This is a genomic window from Nocardioides sp. NPDC004968 (assembly GCF_040608935.1).
Taxonomy (GTDB): domain Bacteria; phylum Actinomycetota; class Actinomycetes; order Propionibacteriales; family Nocardioidaceae; genus Nocardioides.
This window is the reverse complement of the sequence record NZ_JBEXJF010000003.1, coordinates 365817-384860: the sequence shown is the minus strand read 5'-3', so window position 1 is coordinate 384860 and position 19044 is coordinate 365817. Positions and strand designations below refer to the sequence as shown.

Annotated in this window: 16 protein-coding genes; 8 read left to right on the top strand and 8 right to left on the bottom strand. The window is 69.2% G+C overall.

From position 1 onward, the window contains the following. Nucleotides 1-18: 18 nt before the first annotated feature. Nucleotides 19-897, bottom strand: a complete 879-nt coding sequence (locus ABZU72_RS06510) for an oxidoreductase (protein ID WP_355018045.1) — start codon at nucleotides 895-897, stop codon at nucleotides 19-21. Nucleotides 898-968: 71 nt separating this feature from the next. Between ABZU72_RS06510 and ABZU72_RS06505 the strand changes: the two genes are divergently transcribed. Together ABZU72_RS06505 and ABZU72_RS06500 are read left to right on the top strand one after the other, a co-directional pair. Further along, a complete protein-coding gene (locus tag ABZU72_RS06505) occupies nucleotides 969-1562 on the top strand; it encodes a TetR/AcrR family transcriptional regulator (protein ID WP_355018044.1) in 594 nt (197 codons plus the stop codon). Further along, on the top strand, nucleotides 1563-2153 hold the full coding sequence (locus ABZU72_RS06500) for a hypothetical protein (RefSeq protein ID WP_355018043.1): 591 nt from the start codon (nucleotides 1563-1565) through the stop codon (nucleotides 2151-2153). A 60-nt stretch (nucleotides 2154-2213) separates the two neighbouring features. On the opposite strand, the gene ABZU72_RS06495 is transcribed toward ABZU72_RS06500, so the two are convergent. From ABZU72_RS06495 to ABZU72_RS06480, 4 genes are all read right to left on the bottom strand, one after another. Further along, nucleotides 2214-3086, bottom strand: coding sequence for an RIO1 family regulatory kinase/ATPase (locus ABZU72_RS06495; protein WP_355018042.1), 873 nt, complete (start codon nucleotides 3084-3086; stop codon nucleotides 2214-2216). Nucleotides 3087-3237: 151 nt separating this feature from the next. Beyond that, nucleotides 3238-4551: a hypothetical protein gene (locus tag ABZU72_RS06490; RefSeq protein ID WP_355018041.1), complete on the bottom strand. Its 1314-nt coding sequence runs from the start codon at nucleotides 4549-4551 to the stop codon at nucleotides 3238-3240. Nucleotides 4552-4607: 56 nt separating this feature from the next. Beyond that, nucleotides 4608-5987, bottom strand: coding sequence for an FAD-dependent oxidoreductase (locus tag ABZU72_RS06485; RefSeq protein ID WP_355018040.1), 1380 nt, complete (start codon nucleotides 5985-5987; stop codon nucleotides 4608-4610). After that, complete coding sequence (locus ABZU72_RS06480; RefSeq protein ID WP_008363265.1) at nucleotides 5984-6457, bottom strand: Lrp/AsnC family transcriptional regulator; 474 nt, start codon at nucleotides 6455-6457, stop codon at nucleotides 5984-5986. Before ABZU72_RS06480 ends, ABZU72_RS06485 begins: the two co-directional genes overlap by 4 nt. 124 nt (nucleotides 6458-6581) lie before the next feature. Here ABZU72_RS06480 and ABZU72_RS06475 point away from each other — a divergent pair, with 124 nt between their 5' ends. After that, nucleotides 6582-7970 carry an FAD-dependent oxidoreductase gene (locus ABZU72_RS06475; protein ID WP_355018039.1) on the top strand — a complete coding sequence of 463 codons (1389 nt, stop codon included), beginning with the start codon at nucleotides 6582-6584 and terminating at the stop codon, nucleotides 7968-7970. A 118-nt stretch (nucleotides 7971-8088) separates the two neighbouring features. On the opposite strand, the gene ABZU72_RS06470 is transcribed toward ABZU72_RS06475, so the two are convergent. After that, a complete protein-coding gene (locus ABZU72_RS06470) occupies nucleotides 8089-8262 on the bottom strand; it encodes a hypothetical protein (RefSeq protein WP_355018038.1) in 174 nt (57 codons plus the stop codon). Nucleotides 8263-8279: 17 nt separating this feature from the next. Between ABZU72_RS06470 and ABZU72_RS06465 the strand changes: the two genes are divergently transcribed. Next, nucleotides 8280-8894, top strand: a complete 615-nt coding sequence (locus tag ABZU72_RS06465; protein WP_355018037.1) for a hypothetical protein — start codon at nucleotides 8280-8282, stop codon at nucleotides 8892-8894. Here the strand turns inward: ABZU72_RS06465 and ABZU72_RS06460 are convergent. Beyond that, nucleotides 8865-9509 (bottom strand): TetR family transcriptional regulator, encoded by a 645-nt coding sequence (locus ABZU72_RS06460; protein WP_355018036.1) that lies wholly within the window; start codon nucleotides 9507-9509, stop codon nucleotides 8865-8867. The genes ABZU72_RS06465 and ABZU72_RS06460 overlap by 30 nt on opposite strands. Nucleotides 9510-9591: 82 nt before the next feature. Here ABZU72_RS06460 and ABZU72_RS06455 point away from each other — a divergent pair, with 82 nt between their 5' ends. After that, entirely contained in the window at nucleotides 9592-11019 is a 1428-nt protein-coding gene (locus ABZU72_RS06455) for an amidase (RefSeq protein WP_355018035.1), read from the top strand. Here ABZU72_RS06455 and ABZU72_RS06450 read toward each other — a convergent pair. Continuing rightward, entirely contained in the window at nucleotides 11006-12394 is a 1389-nt protein-coding gene (locus ABZU72_RS06450; RefSeq protein ID WP_355018034.1) for an aspartate aminotransferase family protein, read from the bottom strand. The genes ABZU72_RS06455 and ABZU72_RS06450 overlap by 14 nt on opposite strands. Nucleotides 12395-12511: 117 nt before the next feature. On the opposite strand from ABZU72_RS06450, the gene ABZU72_RS06445 reads away from it, so the two are divergent. The 3 genes from ABZU72_RS06445 to ABZU72_RS06435 all read left to right on the top strand — a co-directional run bounded on the left by ABZU72_RS06445 (nucleotide 12512) and on the right by ABZU72_RS06435 (nucleotide 19001). Further along, nucleotides 12512-13954 (top strand): gamma-aminobutyraldehyde dehydrogenase, encoded by a 1443-nt coding sequence (locus ABZU72_RS06445; protein WP_355018033.1) that lies wholly within the window; start codon nucleotides 12512-12514, stop codon nucleotides 13952-13954. 141 nt (nucleotides 13955-14095) lie between these two features. Then, nucleotides 14096-16132, top strand: coding sequence for an acyltransferase family protein (locus ABZU72_RS06440; RefSeq protein WP_355018032.1), 2037 nt, complete (start codon nucleotides 14096-14098; stop codon nucleotides 16130-16132). A gap of 247 nt (nucleotides 16133-16379) precedes the next feature. Next, on the top strand, nucleotides 16380-19001 hold the full coding sequence (locus ABZU72_RS06435; RefSeq protein WP_355018031.1) for a substrate-binding and VWA domain-containing protein: 2622 nt from the start codon (nucleotides 16380-16382) through the stop codon (nucleotides 18999-19001). Nucleotides 19002-19044 lie beyond the last annotated feature (43 nt).

The following is a 19044-nucleotide window of genomic DNA, read 5'->3' as shown; positions in this document are numbered from 1 at the left end:
ACCGAGAAACCTACCGACTCACAGTGGCCAGGAGACTCCGGTCAGGCTCTCGGACTCGGTCCACAGCTTGCGGGCGAGCTCGGGGTCGGAGGCGACCGCGGTGCGGCCGACGAGCGTCGGGCTGCCGCGGTACTCGCCGAGCCCGTCCGGTCCGACGTAGCTTCCCGACGGCAGGTCCTGGCTGGCTGCGTACAGGGTCGGGAGGGCGCCCGCCTCCGCGGACTGCGCGACGACCCGGTTGCCGATCGCCATGAGAGCGTGCTTGACCAGGTTGCCGGTGTGGCCCTGCAGGTTGGTCGCGGCGTAGCCCGGGTGGGCGGCGTACGCGCGGAGCCCGGTGCCCTCCAGGCGCCGCTGGAGCTCGAGGGTGAAGAGCAGGTTGGAGATCTTCGACTGCCCGTAAGCCCGCTCCGTCCGGTAGTCGCGCCGCTCCCAGTTGAGGTCGTCGAGGTCGAAGCCGCCCCAGCGGTGGGCCGAGGAGGCGACGGTCACGACGCGGTCGGTGATGTGGGGGAGCAGCAGGTTGGTGAGCGCGAAGTGTCCCAGGTGGTTGGTGGCGAACTGGCTCTCGTAGCCGTCGGTCGTGAGGCGCTTGGGCACCATCATGATCCCGGCGTTGTTGATGAGTACGTCGATCTCACCCTCCCACTCCTCGGCGAAGTGCCGCACCGAGCTGAGGTCGGCCAGGTCGAGCGCCCGCACCTCGGCCCTGCCGCCGATCGTCGCGGCCACCTCCTCGCCGGCGGCGACGTTGCGTACGGCCAGGACGACGCGGGCGCCCTTCGCGCCCAGCTGGGTGGCGACGACGCGGCCCAGGCCGCTGGTCGCGCCGGTGACGATGATGGTGCGGCCGTCGAAGGACGGCAGCCATTCGGAAGTCCACTTCTGTTCGGTCATGACTCCAATCTAGGCGGTGCCAAGAATCTTGACAATGCCAATATCGGTCAAATCTCGATAAGGTGTGCCTGATGACCGAGACGATGACCCGCTACCACCACGGCGACCTGCGCGCCGCGGTGCTCCGCCGTGCGGAGGAGGTGCTGCGCGAGTCGGGCACCGACGCGCTCTCGCTGCGCGGCATCGCCCGCGATCTGGGCGTGAGCCATGCTGCGCCGAGCGCCCACTTCCGCGACAAGAACGCGCTCTTCGACGCGCTCGCGGTCGCCGGATTCCGGCGGCTGGGCGAGGTGATGGACACCGCGTTGGCCACCCGCGGCTCGCTGACCGATGACCTGGTGACCTTCGCCTCGGCCTACCTGGAGTTCGCCACCGACAACCCGGCACTGCTCTCGGTGATGTTCGCACGCAAGCACAGCGAGACCTCCGGCGCCGAGATCGCCGAGGCCGTCGCCGCCGCCTTCGCCCACCCCACCGCCCTGCTCACCGAGGGCCAGGCCCGTGGCGAGGTCGTCGACGGTGACCCCGAGGTCATCGGCGTCACCGTCCTGGCCGCGATCCAGGGCCTGGCCACCTTCGTCGGCTCCGGTTTCGTGACGCCCGAGCAGTCCCAGCGAATGCTGGAGGACGTCGTCGCCACCCTGATGCGCGGCCTGGCCCGCTAGATGCGCCTTCTTCGCGCGGTGGCGGCGCGCGGCGTGCTCGTGGAAGTGGGGATCGGCATCGCGATCCTCTGCACCCTCCTACTGCTCGCAGGGCTTGTCATCCGGGCGAGCGTGGATGAGAGCAGACAAGCGGAGGGCGCGGTCGTCACGGACCAGAAGGCGCTCGAGGTCTGGCGTGACAAGCTCGAACCCCACCTCGAACAGGTCAACTCCATCCCGACGCCTGACGGGCTCCGCTGGCCGCAGGATGCCGCGGTGGACGAGTGCCGCGTCGACGAGTCGGACCACCATCTGGTCCAGGTTGGTGCCTGGTTCGTGTGGGAGGCGACCGAGGAGGTTGCTTACGATGAGGTGAGCGAGGCGGGAGCCGCCGGATATGTCGAGATCCTCGACTACCTCGCCGACCACGGATGGCGGATCAGCAAGCGGGAGAATCGGAACGGCATGGTCTCCGGCGCCAACCGCGACTTCGACTCCGCCGATCTGGAGCATCCCTCGGGCGTCACGATGCGTACGCAGTTTCTCGGCAACTCGATCCTGGGTCACCTCTTCTTCAAAGGAGCCCCCAAGGTCTGCTCCTTCAGTGGCTGAACCGCCGCGCTGTGCTGCCAGGAGTGCGTCATCGCGTACTCTTGGCAGCACACGGCGGGCTCAGAAGGCGTGCGCCATCAGGTCGGCGTAGACCTCCTGCTCGTCGACCTCCAGGCCACGGGCCTGGAACCACTTCGCGACGTTGGTGATGTCGCGGAGCAGGAAGTCGAAACCCAGCGGGTTGCCGACCAGGTCGATGATCTGGGGGAGATCGATAATCACGAGCCGGTCCTGCTGGGCCAGGATGTTGTACGGCGAGAGGTCACCGTGGACCAGGCCGGCCTGCACCATCGTGGCCAGTGCGTCGACGAGCCCGTCCCACCACATCTCGAGGACGTGGTGCTCCGGCCGGGTCTGGGCGAGCCGCGGCGCCGTCTCGAGCTCGCCGTTGCCGTCGTCGACCGCGATCCACTCCATCAGGATCTCGGTCCCGTCGATCTGCACCGGATAGGGGACCGGGAGGCCGAGGTTCCAGCAGCGTACGAGGGCGTTCCACTCGGCGTTGGCCCACTCGGCCTTGGCGACCTCGCGGCCGAAGGTCGAGCCCTTCTTCAGCGCACGCTCGTCACGAGAGCGCTTGACCGAACGGCCCTCGGTGTAGCTCGCGGCCCGGTGGAAGGTGCGATGGTCGGCGTCGCGGTAGCGCTTGGCGACCATCAGCGCCTCTAGCTCCGGGAAGAGCGGGTCGCCCCGTACGACCAGGAAGGCGTCGGCCTCCTTGCCGGTCTTGAGGATGCCGAGCTCGGTGTCGATGGCGCCCTGAGAGGTCACCACCCAGTCCGGGCGAGGCTCCGGTCCACGGGAGAGCGGCTCCACGGAGAGCCAGGTGGACCAGCGTTGTCCGTCGTCCAGGTCGTCGTAGGCCTGGAAGTCGAAGACGAAATTGGGGTCGATCCTCTGGAGAGGATCAGCGGAGATGTTCTCCTGAGTCACTTCGGGTGCTCCTGATACGAGAGATGTGGTCTGTGGGCAGGCACAGGACAACGACAGTCATGGTCTGCTCCTCTCGATCAGGGGCGCCTCGTGGACGAGGACGCCGGTCGCGCTCCATGGTGGAGGACCGCGACCGGCGTATGCAACAGGTTTATTCGGGATCTGACGAGACGAGCCACACGTCGTCCCGCCCGAGGACGAGGACCCGGCCGTCCTCGAGACCGTGGGCGACAGAGCCGTACGGTGCGGCGAGCTTCGCCGACTCCTTGCCGGACTCGGAGTCGATGAAGGTGTGCGTGTAGGCCGGCAGGTCCCGCCCGACCGCGAGCTGCGCCACCGGTCGCGGGTCGTTCCCAAAGCGATCGATGACCGGGCCGCTGACCTCGACGCCGGGGTAGACCTTCTTCGTCTTCTCGAGGACATCGTGGGACGCTCGGTTCAGGTCCTCGGTCCACAGGCGCTTCCCGGTCGTCGGGGAGTACGCCGAGATCTGGTCGGTCACCGTGAGCACGACTGCGGCCGGGGTCGGCGACAGTTGGGTTCTGTCCGACTCCTCGATCGGTCCGGTACTGACCCGGAAGCTGGAGGCTCGCCGCCCCTCGAGGTCCGTGGTGACGATGTCATAGGCGTCGCCGGAGCGACTGTTGAGATAGATGCGGTCCGCGAACACGTCGACCTCGGGGAAGCCGAGCTCCGGGCACGGCGTGGTGCTCGTCCAAGCCCGGGTGCCTGCTCTGGTTGCGGTGAAGGTGCAGGTGCCGTTCTCGCGAGAGACGCCGACGAGGAGATCGCCGACCTGCGCCGCCGTGTGGTCATCGAGGAGCGTGATCGGAGCGCCCAAGGGTTTGCCGTCACGTAGCTGCCGAACGGAGTGGGTCTTCGGGTCGATGTCGGTCGCGATCGTCGGGACTCGCCGCACGTGCGTGTCCTCGAAGGTGCCGGAGCCTACGTACACGGGGGTAGCGAGGTCCGGCGAGAGCCGCGGAGTGCGAGTGGTCTCCTGTCCCGAGGCGTCGAAGTGAACCGTGGAGCACGCCTTCTCTTCGCATACGACGGCGTCGAGCTGCCCGTCGAGGCTGATGGCGATCGGATGGTAGAGGTCGTCCGTGGCCTGCTGCCACGCCAGCTTGCCGTTGCGGTCGTACATCGCGATCTGCTCGACCCCGACAGTTGCTACGTGGCCGCCATCCCCGACGTGAGCCCAGTTCCCGTCCTGGAGTTCCTCGGCGATGACCTTCCCGGTCCCCAGGTCGCGAATCATGAGCTGGTCGTCTTCGTAGGTGTAGATCCGGCCGCGTACGACAACTGCCTCGCCGGCCGCGCGGTCGACCTCCGTGTGCCACACGACGTCGCCGGCGACCAGATCGTGGGCTCGCCAGTGGCCGATCCCGACGAGCAGCACCCCAGCGACGGTCAATACACCAACAGCGATGAGCGCCTTCTTGGCACCGGGCGAGACAGCCATGATTCCTCCGAGATCCCGAGACCGACAGCCGCAGCCTAAGCCTCGCCCAGAACGAGTCAGTGACCGCCGACGAGCGGAGCGACGGCCCGGGCGACCAGGGAGCCCTTGCCTGTGGCGGTCTCCTCGGCGTCGGCCATGGTCATCGCGCGCAGGCCGGCGTTGACGCCGAGCCAGCGCAGCGGCTCCGGCTCCCAGCGCGGTGAGACGTGACCGACCCAGGGGAGTGCGGTGAGATCGGTCTCGGTGCCGAGGACCAGGTCGCGCAGCGTACGGCCGGCGAGGTTGGTGGTCGCGACGCCGTCGCCGACGTAGCCGCCGGCGTGCGCGAGGCCGCTGGCGGGGTCGTAGCCGACCGAGGCGTGCCAGTCGCGCGAGATGCCGAGAACGCCGCCCCATCGGTGGGTGACCTTGTGGCCGCGTACGGCCGGGAACATCTCGATCAGGGTCGCCAGCAGGCGACGGTGGGTGCGCATGTCGGAGGCGTCCGCGTGAGTGATCTTCGACCCGAAGGAGTACGGGGCGCCCCGGCCGCCGAAGACCAGCCGGTCGTCCGCGGTGCGCTGCCCATAGATCAGCAAGTGCCGGCCGTCGGAGAACGTCTCGCGCTCCTCCAAGCCGATGCTCGACCAGACCAGGTCCGAGAGCGGTTCGGTGGCGATGATGAGGGAGCGCACCGGGATGACCTCGCGCTCGAGGCCGGCCAGCGTCGGGGTGTAGCCCTCGGTGGCGCGTACGACGACATCGGCGGTGACCACGTCGCTGTCCGTCCTCACCTGGTGCGGACCGATCGACGTGACCCGGGTCTGCTCGTAGATCGTGACGCCGCGGGCCTCGACGGCGCGGGCCAGGCCGCGGACGAGCTTGGCGGGGTGGAGTGCGGCGCAGTCGGGGGTGTAGGTCGCACCGAGGGTGCTGGTCGCGGCGAGCCGCTTCTGGGCAGCGGGCTGGTCCAGCAGGGAGATCTCGGCGTCACCGAGCCCCCAGGAGCGGGCGTGCTCGACCTCGTCGCGGGCGCGCTCGAGCTGGGCGGGCGTACGGGCCACGACGACCGTGCCGCCCTTGGCGATGTCGGCCTCGATGCCCTCGGCATCGGCGACCCGGATGACCTCGTCGACGGTCGCCCGCATCGCCCGGTCCTGGGCGAGAGCGGCCTCCCGGCTCGAGCCCGCGGCCACCTTGTCGAGCGAGGCGGGGAAGAGGGCCGAGCACCAGCCGCCGTTGCGGCCCGAGGCTCCGAACCCGGCGACCTCGGCCTCGAGGATCGCGATCTTCAGGTCGGGCCTCGCCTCGGCCAGGTAGTAGGCCGTCCACAGGCCGGTGTAGCCCGCACCCACGATGGCGACATCGACCTCGATGTCGCCCATCAGCGCCGGCCGCGGCTCCCAGGTGTCGCCGGCGGTCTCGTGCCACAGGCTGATCTCGGGATACTCGCTCACCTGACGCCCCAGGCGTAGGTCTGCTTGTGCAGGTGGAGGTACATGAACGTCTCGGTGCTCACCACGCCCTCGATGGCGCGGATCTTGCTGGAGACGAGGTTGAGCAGGGCCTCGTCGCTCTCGGCGACGACCTCCACGAGCAGGTCGTAGGAGCCGGCGGTGATGACGATGTAGTCGACCTCGTCGAGCTTGCCGAGCTCGTCGGCGATCCCCTCGATCGGTCCCGAGGTGCGTACGCCGATCATGGCCTGCCGCGCGAAGCCGAGCTCGAGCGGGTCAGTGACCGCGACGACCTGCATGACGCCGCTGTCGACGAGGCGCTGCACGCGCTGCCGCACCGCGGCCTCGCTCAGACCGACCTCCTTGCCGATCGCGGCATAGCTGCGCCGCCCGTCCTGCTGGAGCTGCTCGATGATCAGCTTGTTGACCTCGTCGAGGTGAGCGCCCCCGTTGCGCTTGCGAGTGGTCATGGCGCCCAGTCAACCTGTTTGCCGTGGCCAGATGCAACGAAATCCGTCGTGTGTAACGAACAATTTCCATGATTCCGTACATTGTGTGTGGCTGAAGGGCTTTGAAGTTGTCATAGTGGGCGTCGTGAACCATGTCTCGCTGACCGATGCGAAGCCCGCCGTCTACTGGCTGGACGACCCTGCGAAGCCAGCGCCGCTGCCGCCTCTGCTCGGGGTGGCGTCGGCGGATCTGGTGGTAGTCGGAGGCGGATACTCGGGGCTGTGGACAGCGCTGTTGGCCCGTGAGCGGTTTCCGTCGTGGTCGGTGGTGCTGCTGGAGGCCGGCCAGTGCGGGGACCAGGCATCGGGCCGCAACGGCGGCTTCGCCGAGGCGTCGTTGACCCATGGCTTCTGGAACGGTCTGGAGCGCTGGCCCGACGAGCTCGCGACACTGGACCGGCTCGGCCAGCAGAATCTCGACGAGATGGCGGCGACTGTCCAGGATCACGGCATCGACTGCGACTGGCAGCTCACTGGTGCGCTGAACGTCGCCACCCGCCCGCACGAGGTCAACGACCTCGCCGAGTGGTCGACCGCGCTGACCGAGCACGGCATCAAGCACCGAATGCTGGACGAGACCGCGGTGCGGGACGAGCTCCGCTCGCCGACCTACCTCGGTGGCCTGGAGGTGGTCGGTGACACGGCCACGATCGAGCCGGCGCGGCTGGCCTGGGGATTGCGGCAGGCCTGTCTGGACGCCGGTGTGGTGATCCACGAGGGCTCCGCGGTCACAGGTCTCGAGCGTGACGGTTCGGGGATGCGGGTCTCGACGATCGCGGGGTCGGTCCGGGCCGGGCGGGTGGCATTGGCCACCAACGCCTTCCCGCCGCTGCTGCGGCGGCTGCGGATGATGACCGTGCCGGTCTACGACTACGTACTCATGACCGAGCCGCTCTCCGCCGCGCAGATGGACGCCATCGGCTGGGCGAACCGGCAGGGCGTCAGCGACTCGGCCAACCACTTCCACTACTACCGCCTGACCAGGGACAACCGCATCCTGTGGGGCGGCTACGATGCGATCTACCACTTCGGCTCGAAGATCTCCCCGGAGCTGGAGACCGGTGCCACCCACGACAAGCTGGCTGGCCACTTCTTCGAGACCTTCCCGCAGCTCGAGGGACTGCGCTTCACCCACCGCTGGGCCGGGATCATCGACACCTGCACCCGCTTCTCGGCCTTCTTCGGCAAGGCGTACGCCGGCCGCGTCGCCTACGCCCTCGGCTACACCGGTCTCGGCGTCGGAGCCACCCGCTTCGGCGCCCAGGTCATGCTCGACCTCCTCAGCGGCGAGCAGACGGAACGTACGTCGCTGGAGATGGTGCGCTCGAAGCCGCTGCCGTTCCCTCCTGAGCCTGCCCGGTACGCCGGCATCTCGATGATGGTCCGCTCGCTAGGGAAGGCCGACGCCAACGGCGGGCGCCGCGACCTGTTCCTGCGGACGATGGACCGGCTCGGGCTCGGCTTCGACTCCTAGCGGCGAGTCACTCGAACCTCATCCGTCACGGTGTACAGGCAATTCCTGCGCTTCTCGGGTGTTGCATTGCCTGATAAGTGCAGGGATACCCGGTTAACCGGGTATCCCTGCACCGGGCTCAAGCAGCGTCCTGCGCCGCCGCGACCCGCTCGCGGAGCTTCGCATGGATCTCCTCCGGCGTGCGCTGCGTACGCTGGCGGTGGTTGCGCGCGATGATGACGCCTGTCGCGGTGACCCCGGCCAGGCCGGCCATTCCCACGATCTTCCACACGCGTGCACTGCCGAAACTCATAGGACCCCCTGCTCACGATGTCTGATGACACCACTATCTCCCTTGCCGACGCCGTGGACCAGACCCGGACCGGTGATCTGTGGCTCTTCCGCGGGCGTTCGGTCGCCGACCGGGCGATCCGGATGCTCAGCAACGCCCCGGTCAACCATGTCGGGATGGCGGTGGTGCTCGATGACCTGCCGCCGCTGATGTGGCATGCCGAGCTCGGCAAGGGGCTGCTCGATCTCTATACCGGCACCCACCACCGTGGCGTACAGCTCCACGATCTGCGTGCCGCGGTCGAGCAGTGGGCCGGCCGCTACGAGCAGCAGGTCTGGCTGCGCCAGCTGACCGCCGACATCGACCGCCCGCGCGAGGACGCGCTGCTGCGGACGATCGCCCGGCTCGACGGCACCCCGTTCCCCTCAACCGCTGCCCTGGCCGGACGCTGGGCGCGGGGGAGGGTGCGCTCGAAGGCCGGGCTCGAACAGGTCTTCTGTGCCGAGGTCGTCGCTGCCACCTACCAGGAGATGGGTCTGCTCGACGACGAGCGCCCGACCAACTACTACGACCCGGGTCGCTTCTGGTCCGGCGACCACCTGACCCTGCAGGACGGGGCGGTCCTAGGTAGCGAGGTACGCGTCCTCGGCTGAGCCGCGGCCTGCGAGGCGGAGGGCGACGGAGACCTCGCCGCTCTCGACCAGGGTGCCGATGACGAGCGCACGGAGCCCACGGAGCAGGGCATCGGGGTCGACCAGGTCGGGCGCCGCGAGGGCGTGCAGCAGGTAGCCGTGCACGAGGGCGAGCAGGGAGTCGGGGTCGGTCCGGGTCGCGCCCGCCACGGTCGCCGCGCGGTCCGCGACGGCACGGCCGGTGGTGAGCGCCTCGGCCACCACCGGGCGGAACTGCGGCTCGCGGGCGGCATGGAGCAACCCCTCGAGGAAGGCGAGTGAGTCGGCCGGCGGGGACATCAGCGCCGCGGCGAACGCCTCGGCCATCGCGTCGGTGCCGGACTCCGTCGCGGCGAGCTCGTCGGCGAGCGTACGCAGCCGGGCGACGTCCTCGGCCACGCCCGTGCGCATCGCTTCGGCCGCCAGGTCCGTGATCGAGTCGAAGAAGTAGCCGACGGTGGCCAGCGGCAGCCCGGCGCGCTCGGTCACGGCCCGATGGGAGACCCCGGCCATGCCCTTCTCGGCGGCCACCTCGATCGTGGCGCGGACGAGGGCGTCGCGTCGCTGCCTGGCGCTGTCACCGTGCCGTCGCTTCATGGGCAGAGTGTTTCACGCGAGCCGGCAAGAAGTCTGGAAGATCTTCTAGACTTTTGGGAGCCGATCCAGCACGCTGTCCGACATGACCGCACCGGCCCGCGTACACGCCTTCACCGACGACGCCCTCGGCGACCACGACGCCGTCGAGCTCGCCCACCTCATCCGGGCGGGGGAGCTGAGCACGGCTGAGGTCGAGGCGGCGGCGGTCGCCCGGCTGCGACAGGTGGCCCCGGGGCTGCACGCGCTGGCGTACGAGGCCTACGACGCGCCCCGTCGCGCGGGGGCCGACACCGGCCTGCTCCATGGTGTGCCGACCCTGCTCAAGGACAACACCGACCTGCTCGGGATGCCGACGAACCACGGGTCGGAGGCGTTCCGCGCGCGTCCGGCCGCACACGACGGGCGCTACACGACCCAGTTCCTCAGTGCCGGGGTGACGGTGCTGGGCAAGAGCCGGATGCCCGAGTTCGGGCTGAACGCGACCACCGAGTTCCGAAGCGGGCCGCCGACTCCCAACCCCTGGAACACGCGCCACTCCGTCGGCGCATCCTCCGGCGGCGCAGCGGCGCTGGTCGCCGCCGGCGCCGTGCCGCTCGCGCACGCCAACGACGGCGGTGGCTCCATCCGGATCCCGGCCGCGGCCGCCGGACTGGTCGGGCTCAAGCCCAGCCGCGGCCGGCACATCGACGGCGAGATGGCCCGCACCCTCCCGATCAACATGGTCAGCGAAGGGGTGGTGACGCGTACGGTCCGCGACACCGCGACCTTCCACGCCGCGCTCGAGCGGCACTGGCGCAACCCGGCGCTGCCGCCCCTCGGGCTCGTCGAGGGCCCCGCGCGTCGGCGGCTCCGGGTCGCGTTGATCATGGAGTCGGTGACCGATGCCGTTGTGGACACGCCGACGAAGGCGGCCGTGGAACGCACTGCGACCCTGCTGGAGGAGCAGGGCCACAGCGTCGAGCCGGTCCCGATCCCCGTCGACGCGCGCTTCGGCGACGACTTCCTCAGCTACTGGGGTCTGCTCGCCTTCCTCGCCGGCAACCTGGGCCGCCTGACCATCGACCGTACGCTCGACCAGGGCCGCCTCGACGGCCTCACCGACGGCCTGCGTCGCGCCTTCGCCTCCGGCGGCTGGCGCCGGACGCCGACCGCACTGCTCCGCCTGCGGCGGGCCGCGGCGGCGTACGCCTCCGTCTTCGACCACCACGACGTGGTCCTGTGCCCGGTCGTCGCCGGTGTCACCCCGCCGCTGGGTCATCTGTCCCCGAACGTGCCGTTCGAGGACCTCGTCGACCGGCTCCTTCGCCACGTCGCGTTCACCCCGCTGCAGAACATCACCGGTGCACCGGCGATCTCGCTGCCGATGGGGCTCAGCGAGGAGGGGCTGCCGATCGGGGTCCAACTCTCCGCGGCGTACGGCGACGAGCGGACGCTTCTCGAGCTCGCCTATGCCCTCGAGGAGCAGTCGCCGTGGCCCCGGATCCACGACGGGCAGATCACAGCATCGTAGAGGCCTTCTCCAGCACCCGGCGCAGGATCTGCTCCATCTCGTCGAACTCGGCCTGGCCCACCGTGAGGGGCGGCGAGAGCTGGATGACCGGCTCGCCGCGGTCGTCGGCGCGGCAGTAAAGGCCCTCGGACCACAGCGCCTTGGAGACGAACCCGTAGAGGATCCGCTCGCACTCCTCCTCGGTGAAGGTCTCCTTGGTCGCGCGGTTCTTGACCAGCTCGATGCCGTAGAAGTAGCCGGTGCCGCGTACGTCGCCGACGACCGGCAGGTCCTTCAGCTTCGACAGCGTGGCCAGGAAGGCGTCCTCGTTGCGGCGTACGTTGCCGAGCAGGTCCTCGGCCTCGAAGAGGTCGAGGTTGGCCATCGCCACCGCGGTGGAGACGGGGTGACCGCCGAAGGTGTAGCCGTGGTAGAAGGTCTCCTCACCGGTCAGGAACGGCTCCATCAGCCGGTCGGAGATGATCGTGGCACCCAGGGGCGCGTACCCCGAGGTCAGCCCCTTGGCCGTGGTGATCATGTCGGGCACGTAGTCGAACCGCTCGCAGCCGAACATCGTGCCCAGCCGCCCGTAGGCGCAGATGACCTCGTCGGAGACGAGCAGCACGTCGTACTCGTCGCAGATCTCCCGCACCCGCTGGAAGTAGCCAGGGGGAGGCGGGAAGCAGCCGCCCGAGTTCTGCACCGGCTCCAGGAAGACCGCGGCGACGGTGTCGGGGCCCTCGGCGCGGATCACGACCTCGATCTGGTCGGCGCACCAGCGTCCGAACGCCTCCGGGTCGCTCCCGTCCATCAGCCCGCCGGTGATCTCCGAGGCCCGGTAGATGTTGGTGTTCGGCACCCGGAAGGTCGAGGGGACCAGCGGCTCGAACGGCGCCTTGATGTCGGCCAGGCCGGTGATCGACAGCGCCCCGTGGGTGGTGCCGTGGTAGGCGATGTTGCGCCCGATCACCTTGTGCTTGCCCGGCTTTCCCTTGAGCTTGAAGTAGTTCTTGGCGAGTTTCCACGCGGTCTCGACGGCCTCGGAGCCGGAGTTGGTGAAGAAGACCCGGTTCAGGTCGCCGGGGGCGAGTGAGGCCAGCCGGGCAGCGAGCTCGATCGCCGGCTCGTGCGCGTAGGACCACAGCGGGTGGAAGGCCAGCTGCTTGGCCTGCTCCGCGCCGGCGTCGGCGAGCTCCGCGCGCCCGTGGCCGACCTGGGAGACGAAGAGCCCCGCGAGACCGTCGAGGTAGCGGTTGCCCTCGATGTCGTAGATGTAGGCGCCCTCACCCCTGGCGATGATCGGCACGTCGGCCTCTGCATAGCTCGAATGCCGCGTGAAGTGCATCCAGAGATGGTCCTTGGCGTCGCGCTGCAGCTGCTCGTAGTTGCCGGTCATGACTCAATGGTCACCCAACGCCTCTCGCTTTCGCAAGCGAATCCGTTTCAAAGTGCGATTATCACTTCGGATTCAGTTGTGACATCCCTGTTACGGGAAGGAGTTAGTCTCTACCGCATGGCTGACCAGACCTTCAGGAACGTGATTGGCGGCGAGCTGCGTGAGGCCGCCGACGCCGCGACGTACGACGTCGTAGACCCCGCCACCGGCGAGGTCTACGCGCAGGCCGCGATGTCGGGGGAGGCCGACGTCGACCAGGCGTACGCCGCGGCCGCATCGGCCTTCGAGACCTGGGGCGAGACCACACCCCAGGAGCGCAGCCTGGCGCTGCTCCGGCTCGCCGATGCAATGGAGGCCCGGGCCGCGGAGCTGACTGCCGTGGAGGTCAAGGACACGGGTAAGCCGTTCCAGCTGACCCTGGAGGAGGAGCTGCCGCCGACGATCGACCACTTCCGCTTCTTCGCGGGCGCGGCGCGGACCCTGGAGGGGAAGAGCGCAGGCGAATACCTACCGGACCACACCTCCTGGATCCGCCGCGAGCCGATCGGCGTGATCGGGCAGGTCACGCCGTGGAACTACCCGCTCGCGATGATGTCGTGGAAGATCGCCCCGGCGCTGGCTGCCGGCAACACGGTCGTGCTCAAGCCCTCCGACACCACCCCGGCCAGCTCCGCGCTCCTGGCCGAGATCGCCCAGGAGTTCCTGCCGCCGGGCGTGCTCAACCTCGTCACCGGCGACCGCGACACCGGGCGCGCGCTGATCCGGCACAAGACGCCCCAGATGGTCGCCATCACCGGCTCGGTGCGCGCCGGGATGGAGGTCGCCGCGACCGCGGCGCAGGACGTCAAGCGTGTCCACCTCGAGCTCGGCGGCAAGGCGCCGGTCATCGTCTTCGACGACGCCGACATCGACAAGGCGGTCGCCGGTATCGCCGCGGCGGGCTACTTCAACGCCGGTCAGGACTGCACCGCCGCGACCCGGGTGCTGGTGCAGGAGGGCATCCACGACGAGTTCGTCGCGGCTCTCGCCGAGGCGGCCCGCAACACCACCGTCGGCCTCCCCGCCGACAACACCGATGTCGGCGCGCTCAACAACCCCGGCCAGCTCGCCCGGGTCGCGGGCATGGTCGACCGCCTCCCGGACCACGCCACGATCGCAGCCGGCGGCGCGCCGGCACGAGTCGTTGGCGGCGAGAACGGCTACTTCTACCAGCCCACGGTCCTGGCCGGCCTGCGCCAGGACGACGAGCAGATCCAGCACGAGATCTTCGGCCCGGTGATCACGGTGCAGCGGTTCGCCGACGAAACCGAGGCGCTCAGATGTGCCAACGACGTCGACTACGGCCTCGGGTCGAGCGTATGGACCAAGGACCACGCCACCGCGCTGCGGGTCAGCAAGCGCCTCGACTTCGGTGTGGTGTGGATCAACACCCACATCCCCTACATCTCCGAGATGCCCCACGGCGGCTTCAAGCACTCCGGATACGGCAAGGACCTCTCCGTCTACGGGTTCGAGGACTACACCCGGATCAAGCACGTGATGTCCTACTTCGGAGGCTGACACCAAAGGAACAGGTCGACCGGCGACCCTCGATACGCGAACAGACCATGTCCGTGAAAGCATCGAGGGCCGTTTCGCGCACCTCCGCGACACGGACCCAGCAATGGAAGCAGCCGAACCCCCACACGAGGTGCACCCCACATGTCAGCCAAGCAATGGCGGACAGATGTCCAAGGTCTCCGGGCCGTTGCCGTAGGTCTGGTCGTCGCTGCCCACGCGGGCGTCCCGCACACCGAGGGCGGGTTCGTCGGCGTCGACGTCTTCTTCGTCCTCTCCGGCTTCCTGATCACCACCCTGCTGCTGCGCGAGGCCGACACATCAGGCACGGTCAGCATCCCGCAGTTCTACGCGCGCCGCGCCCGCCGGATCCTGCCGGCAGCCACTCTCGTGATCCTGGTCGTCCTGGCGTACGCCGCCTGGCAGCTGCCCACCACCCGGCTCACCGACGCGGCCGCTGACGGCACCTGGGCGGCGTTCTTCCTGGCCAACGTGCACTTCGCGGCCGAGGGGGTGCAGTACTTCCAGCCCAGCGAGCCATCGCCCTTCCAGCACTACTGGTCGCTCTCGGTGGAGGAGCAGTTCTACCTCGTCTGGCCGGTCCTGGCGCTCCTGCTCATCCCCAAGCTCGGGCGCAAGGGCTTCACGATCGTCGCCGCGGTGATCGCGGTCGCGAGCCTGGCCTGGTCGATCCATGCCACCGGCGAGAACCCGACAGCCGCTTACTTCTCCACCCCGGCTCGCGCCTACGAGCTCGCCGCCGGCGCGCTGCTGGCCTGCTGGGGCGGCCGGCTCAGGGGAGCCGCCAGCGTCGCCGCCGGACTCGGCGGAGCCGCGGCGATCCTCGTCTCCACGGTCGCGTTCAGCGAGGCCACCCCGTTCCCGGGCTGGCAGGCGCTGGTGCCCACCCTCGGCACGGTCGCGCTGCTCGCCTCCGGCGCCAACGCCCCGACCGCGAGGCTGCTCGCGATCCGCCCGCTGCGCTACGTCGGCGACATCTCATACTCCCTCTACCTGTGGCACTGGCCACTGATCGTGCTCGCTCCCGAGTTCCTCGATCTCGGCAACGGCGCGCTCGAGATGACGGTCGCGGTCGCCGCCGCGCTGCTCCTCTCCGCGCTGAGTCACCGCTTCATCGAGCTCCCGTTCCAGCGCAAGCAGGTGCCCGTGCTCTCCCACGGGCTGCGCTCGCTGGCCCTGTGGCCGGCGGCGCTCGTGCTGGCGGTCGGCAGCGGCTGGCTGACGACCGGCTATGCCGCGTACGCCGAGAAGGAGCGGGCCGCCGAGGCGCAGGCGTGGTTCGCGGCCAACGAGGTCCCCGACACCGCCGCCGAGACTGGCGGGCCGCCGCAGGTGCAGCGCGAGCTCCGCGCCGCCCTCGACATCGCCGACCGCGGTGGCCCGATCCCGCCGGCCGTGCTCGGCGAGGAGATCACCGAGGACCGGTGGCAGAAGACGTACGGCGACTGCTACGCCAACTACGGAGACACCCGCGGCGCCGACTGCACCCTCGGCGACACCGACGCGAAGAAGACCGTCGCCGTCGTCGGCGACTCCCACGCCGGCATGTGGCTGACCGCCTTCGACGACCTCGGCAAGGAGAACGGCTTCCGGGTCGTGCCGGTCGTGAAGGTCGGCTGCGCCCCCTACCCGGTCCAGCACCGCGGCAAGAAGATGAGCCAGGCCGAGTGCGACGACTTCCGCGACTGGTCTGCGGACCAGCTCGAGCGCCTCGACCCCGACACGATCGTCTCGACGGCTCGCGGCCAGCTCTTCATGCCGAAGACGTACGACGGGATGGACCGTGACGAGCAGTGGTCGCAGGCGGTTCGCAGCACGGTGAAGGCGTATCGGGAGATCTCCCGCAGGGTCGTCGTCCTCGGCGACGTACCCGCCGTCGACCACAACCCCGCCGACTGCATCAGCGCCCCCGACGCCGACCAGAGCTCCTGCCTCAGCGACCGCGACTCGCGCGAGACCAGCAGCAACGAGATCACCGAGGCGGCGCTGGAAGGCACCAAGGCGGCGTACGTCGACACCCAGCGATTCGTTTGCGCCGAGGACCGCTGCCCGCTGGTCGTGGGGGAGAAGGTCACCTATTACGACAGCTCGCACCTGACCGAGTCGTGGGTCCGCCACGTCACGCCGCGGCTCGGCGTCATCCTCGCGCCGCTGATCTGACGCAAATTTAACTGGGACGCGCATTTCGGGATTTGCCTTTGCGTGCATCTTTGTGGCTTAATTGTGGGCAGACGTTGCAAAACGTTTCATGCGCAGCCCTGGACCCGTGGGGGAGTCCGGGGCTGTTGCTATTTCCTGGGTCGTCTGCCCTGTCGTCCTTCAGGCAATCGGGCTCTTTTCGCCGTGCGATTCGAATAGCCTTCACTAGACTCCGCGCGATCGGATCGATGCCCGCTAGGAGACTCGGATGGCGCAACACCCGGACCTGTCGTCCGCCAAGCCGTGGGCATTGACGTCGGTGGTGGGCGCCGTGACGATGGCAGCGCTCGCCTACCTCCAGTCCGTCTTCCAAGGTCAGGCCGGGATCTTCGCCGTCGTCGCGGGCATCGGCTGCGTCGTCGTCGCGGTCGTGCTCAACGCGCTGCTCGCCTGGGACGCGGCGAGGAAGCGCGCCATCCCGGCCACGTCAGCGGCCCTGATGATGACCGCAGCGGTCTATGACAAGGCTGAGGAGCTCGTCGGCTACGCGTTCCCGGTGACCAAGCGCCACCTGATGACCTCGGCGGCCGTCGTCCTCGCGGCGAGCGAGGCGACGACGGTCACCGACGGGATGTTCGTGCGGGTCCACTGGAAGTTTCCGGCGGAGTCTCGCGACGTCGCTGTGACCGCGCTGCCCGGTGGCTATGCGCTGCTCACCCTGATGCCCGAGGACAAGCTGCCCCGGCAGGTGAAGAGTGCCTCGCTGGTCCGGCGACACGTCGAGAACGCGTTGGTGGTCGCCGAGGCCTGGCACGGGGACGGCAACCGTGAGCTCGGCGGACGTGCGCACGCGGTGGGCGAGCACAACCGAGTCGTCAACCTCGACGCCGAGAAGACCGCGACCGGCGAGGAGTTGATCGGGGCGCCGCTGCTGCAGACGGGCAACCGGAAGGTCGTCGGACTGCTCGACGGCACCGACGACCGCGGTCCGCGCTACCTGCCGTTGACCCGCGACAAGGCGCGGGCCCTGGTGGGCGGTGCCTCCTGGTGGCGCAGCACCGGGTGGCTGGTCCCGGTCGCGGTCGCCGCGGTGATCGCCCTGCTGGCGGCGGTCCAGCCGATCCTCGGCTCCGGCGGTGGTGGTCTGGTTCCGGCAGCAGCCTGCGAAGGAGACGCGACCAGGCTGAGCGTCGTGGTCAGCACCGAGAAGGACGGTCTCATCGATCAGCTGGCCACCGACTTCAACGAGGAGTACCGAGGCGATGACGGCGCGTGCGCCGATGTCGAGGTGTTCGGAGTCAACTCGGGTGACGCCGCCGAGGCGATCGCCACCGGCTGGGCCGCGGCCCCCGACGACCGGCTGGAGTGCGCGGTCGACGACCCGGATGACTGCGAGGTCGTCGAGGCGCGCAAGCCGGACCTCTGGCTGCCGACGGAGTCGGTCTGGCCGGAGCTCCTGGGTGCGGGCGAGCTCGGTGAGGACGGCGGCGACGAGCTGGCCGACAACGACGGCGAGTGGACTTCGGTCGCCTCCTCCGTCCTGTCGATCCTGATGCCCGCGGCGAGGCGGGAGAAGCTCTCGGGCTCGCCCGACTGGGACGAGCTCCTCACCAAGGCCGCCGGTGGTGAGCTGTCGATCGCTATCGACGACCCGATCGGCTCGACCTCGGGGATGGCGACCTCGGTGGCCCTCAACGAGGCGCTGGTCGCCGACCACGACGAGGAGGACGCGGTCGGGCTGCTGCGCGACGCGATCGCCTCGGTGCCCGACGAGATGGCCGGCGAGGACATCACTCGGCTGATGAACCGCGTCTACCAGAACCCGGACCTCCTCGCCCAGATGGATGCCGTGGTGGCCCAGGAGCAGACCGCGTACCTCTACAACTGCCAGGACCCGCTCGGCTCCGACGACTTCTCCTGCCGCGACACGGTGGACGATGACCGCCGGATGGTCGCGGTGAGCCCGGACGACACGATCTACGCGTTTGACCACCCCGCGGTCCCGATGGCCTCCCTCGACTCCGACGAGGCCAAACGGTCGGTGTCGGAGGCCTTCGTCGACTACCTGAGGACGAAGAAGGCGCAGAAGGAGTTTCGTGCCTGGGGCTTCCGAGCCGCTGGTGAGCCGGAGAAGGTCACCGATCAGCTCCGGGAGGTGATCGACGCCGACGACGTCGAGACCGTGACTCCATGGCCGGAACCGAAGACGGTCAACCAGTGGCGGCACCAGTGGCAGAACGTACGCCTTCCCGTACGCGTGCTGCTCTCCGTCGACACCTCGGGCTCGATGGAGCAGATCGACGGTCAGGACCGCCGTGTCCGCCTCGACGGCTTCACCGACGCCTGCACCGAGGAGACGACCGACAACCCGACGTACCTCCAGGTTGCGAAGAGCGCGGCCCTCAATGCCATCGGGGAGCTCAAGGACGGCCGCGACTCGGTGGGCCTGGACTGGTTCCCGCCTGCCGGGAAGGACACCTCCACCGAGATCAAGCCACTGAGCGGTACGACCCGTGCGCAGCTCGAGCGCGAGATCTGTGACCTGAGGGCCTTGGGCGAGACGCCGTTGTACGACGCGATCCGCGACGCAAGCGCCTCGATCGACGCCTCCGAGACCGAGGTCTCGGACCGTACCGTGATCGTCCTCCTCTCCGACGGTGGCCAGAACCCGCCGCAGAGCCTCGACGCCCTGATGGACGAGATCGGCGGCGAAGGCGCGATCCCGGTCATCGCCGTCGGGATCGGGGACCAGGCACCCATCGGCGTGCTCGGCAGGCTGACGGAGGAGACCGGGGGAGCGCTGCGCAACCTGAGCGAGCCCGCGGACGTCGCCAACCTCGACCGCGTCCTGGTCGACGTCTTCCAGGGCCTCGCCGGAAAGGTCTCCTGACGAGGCCGCCCGCTTTTGGTGCCTTCTCAGCCTCTGCTGGGAG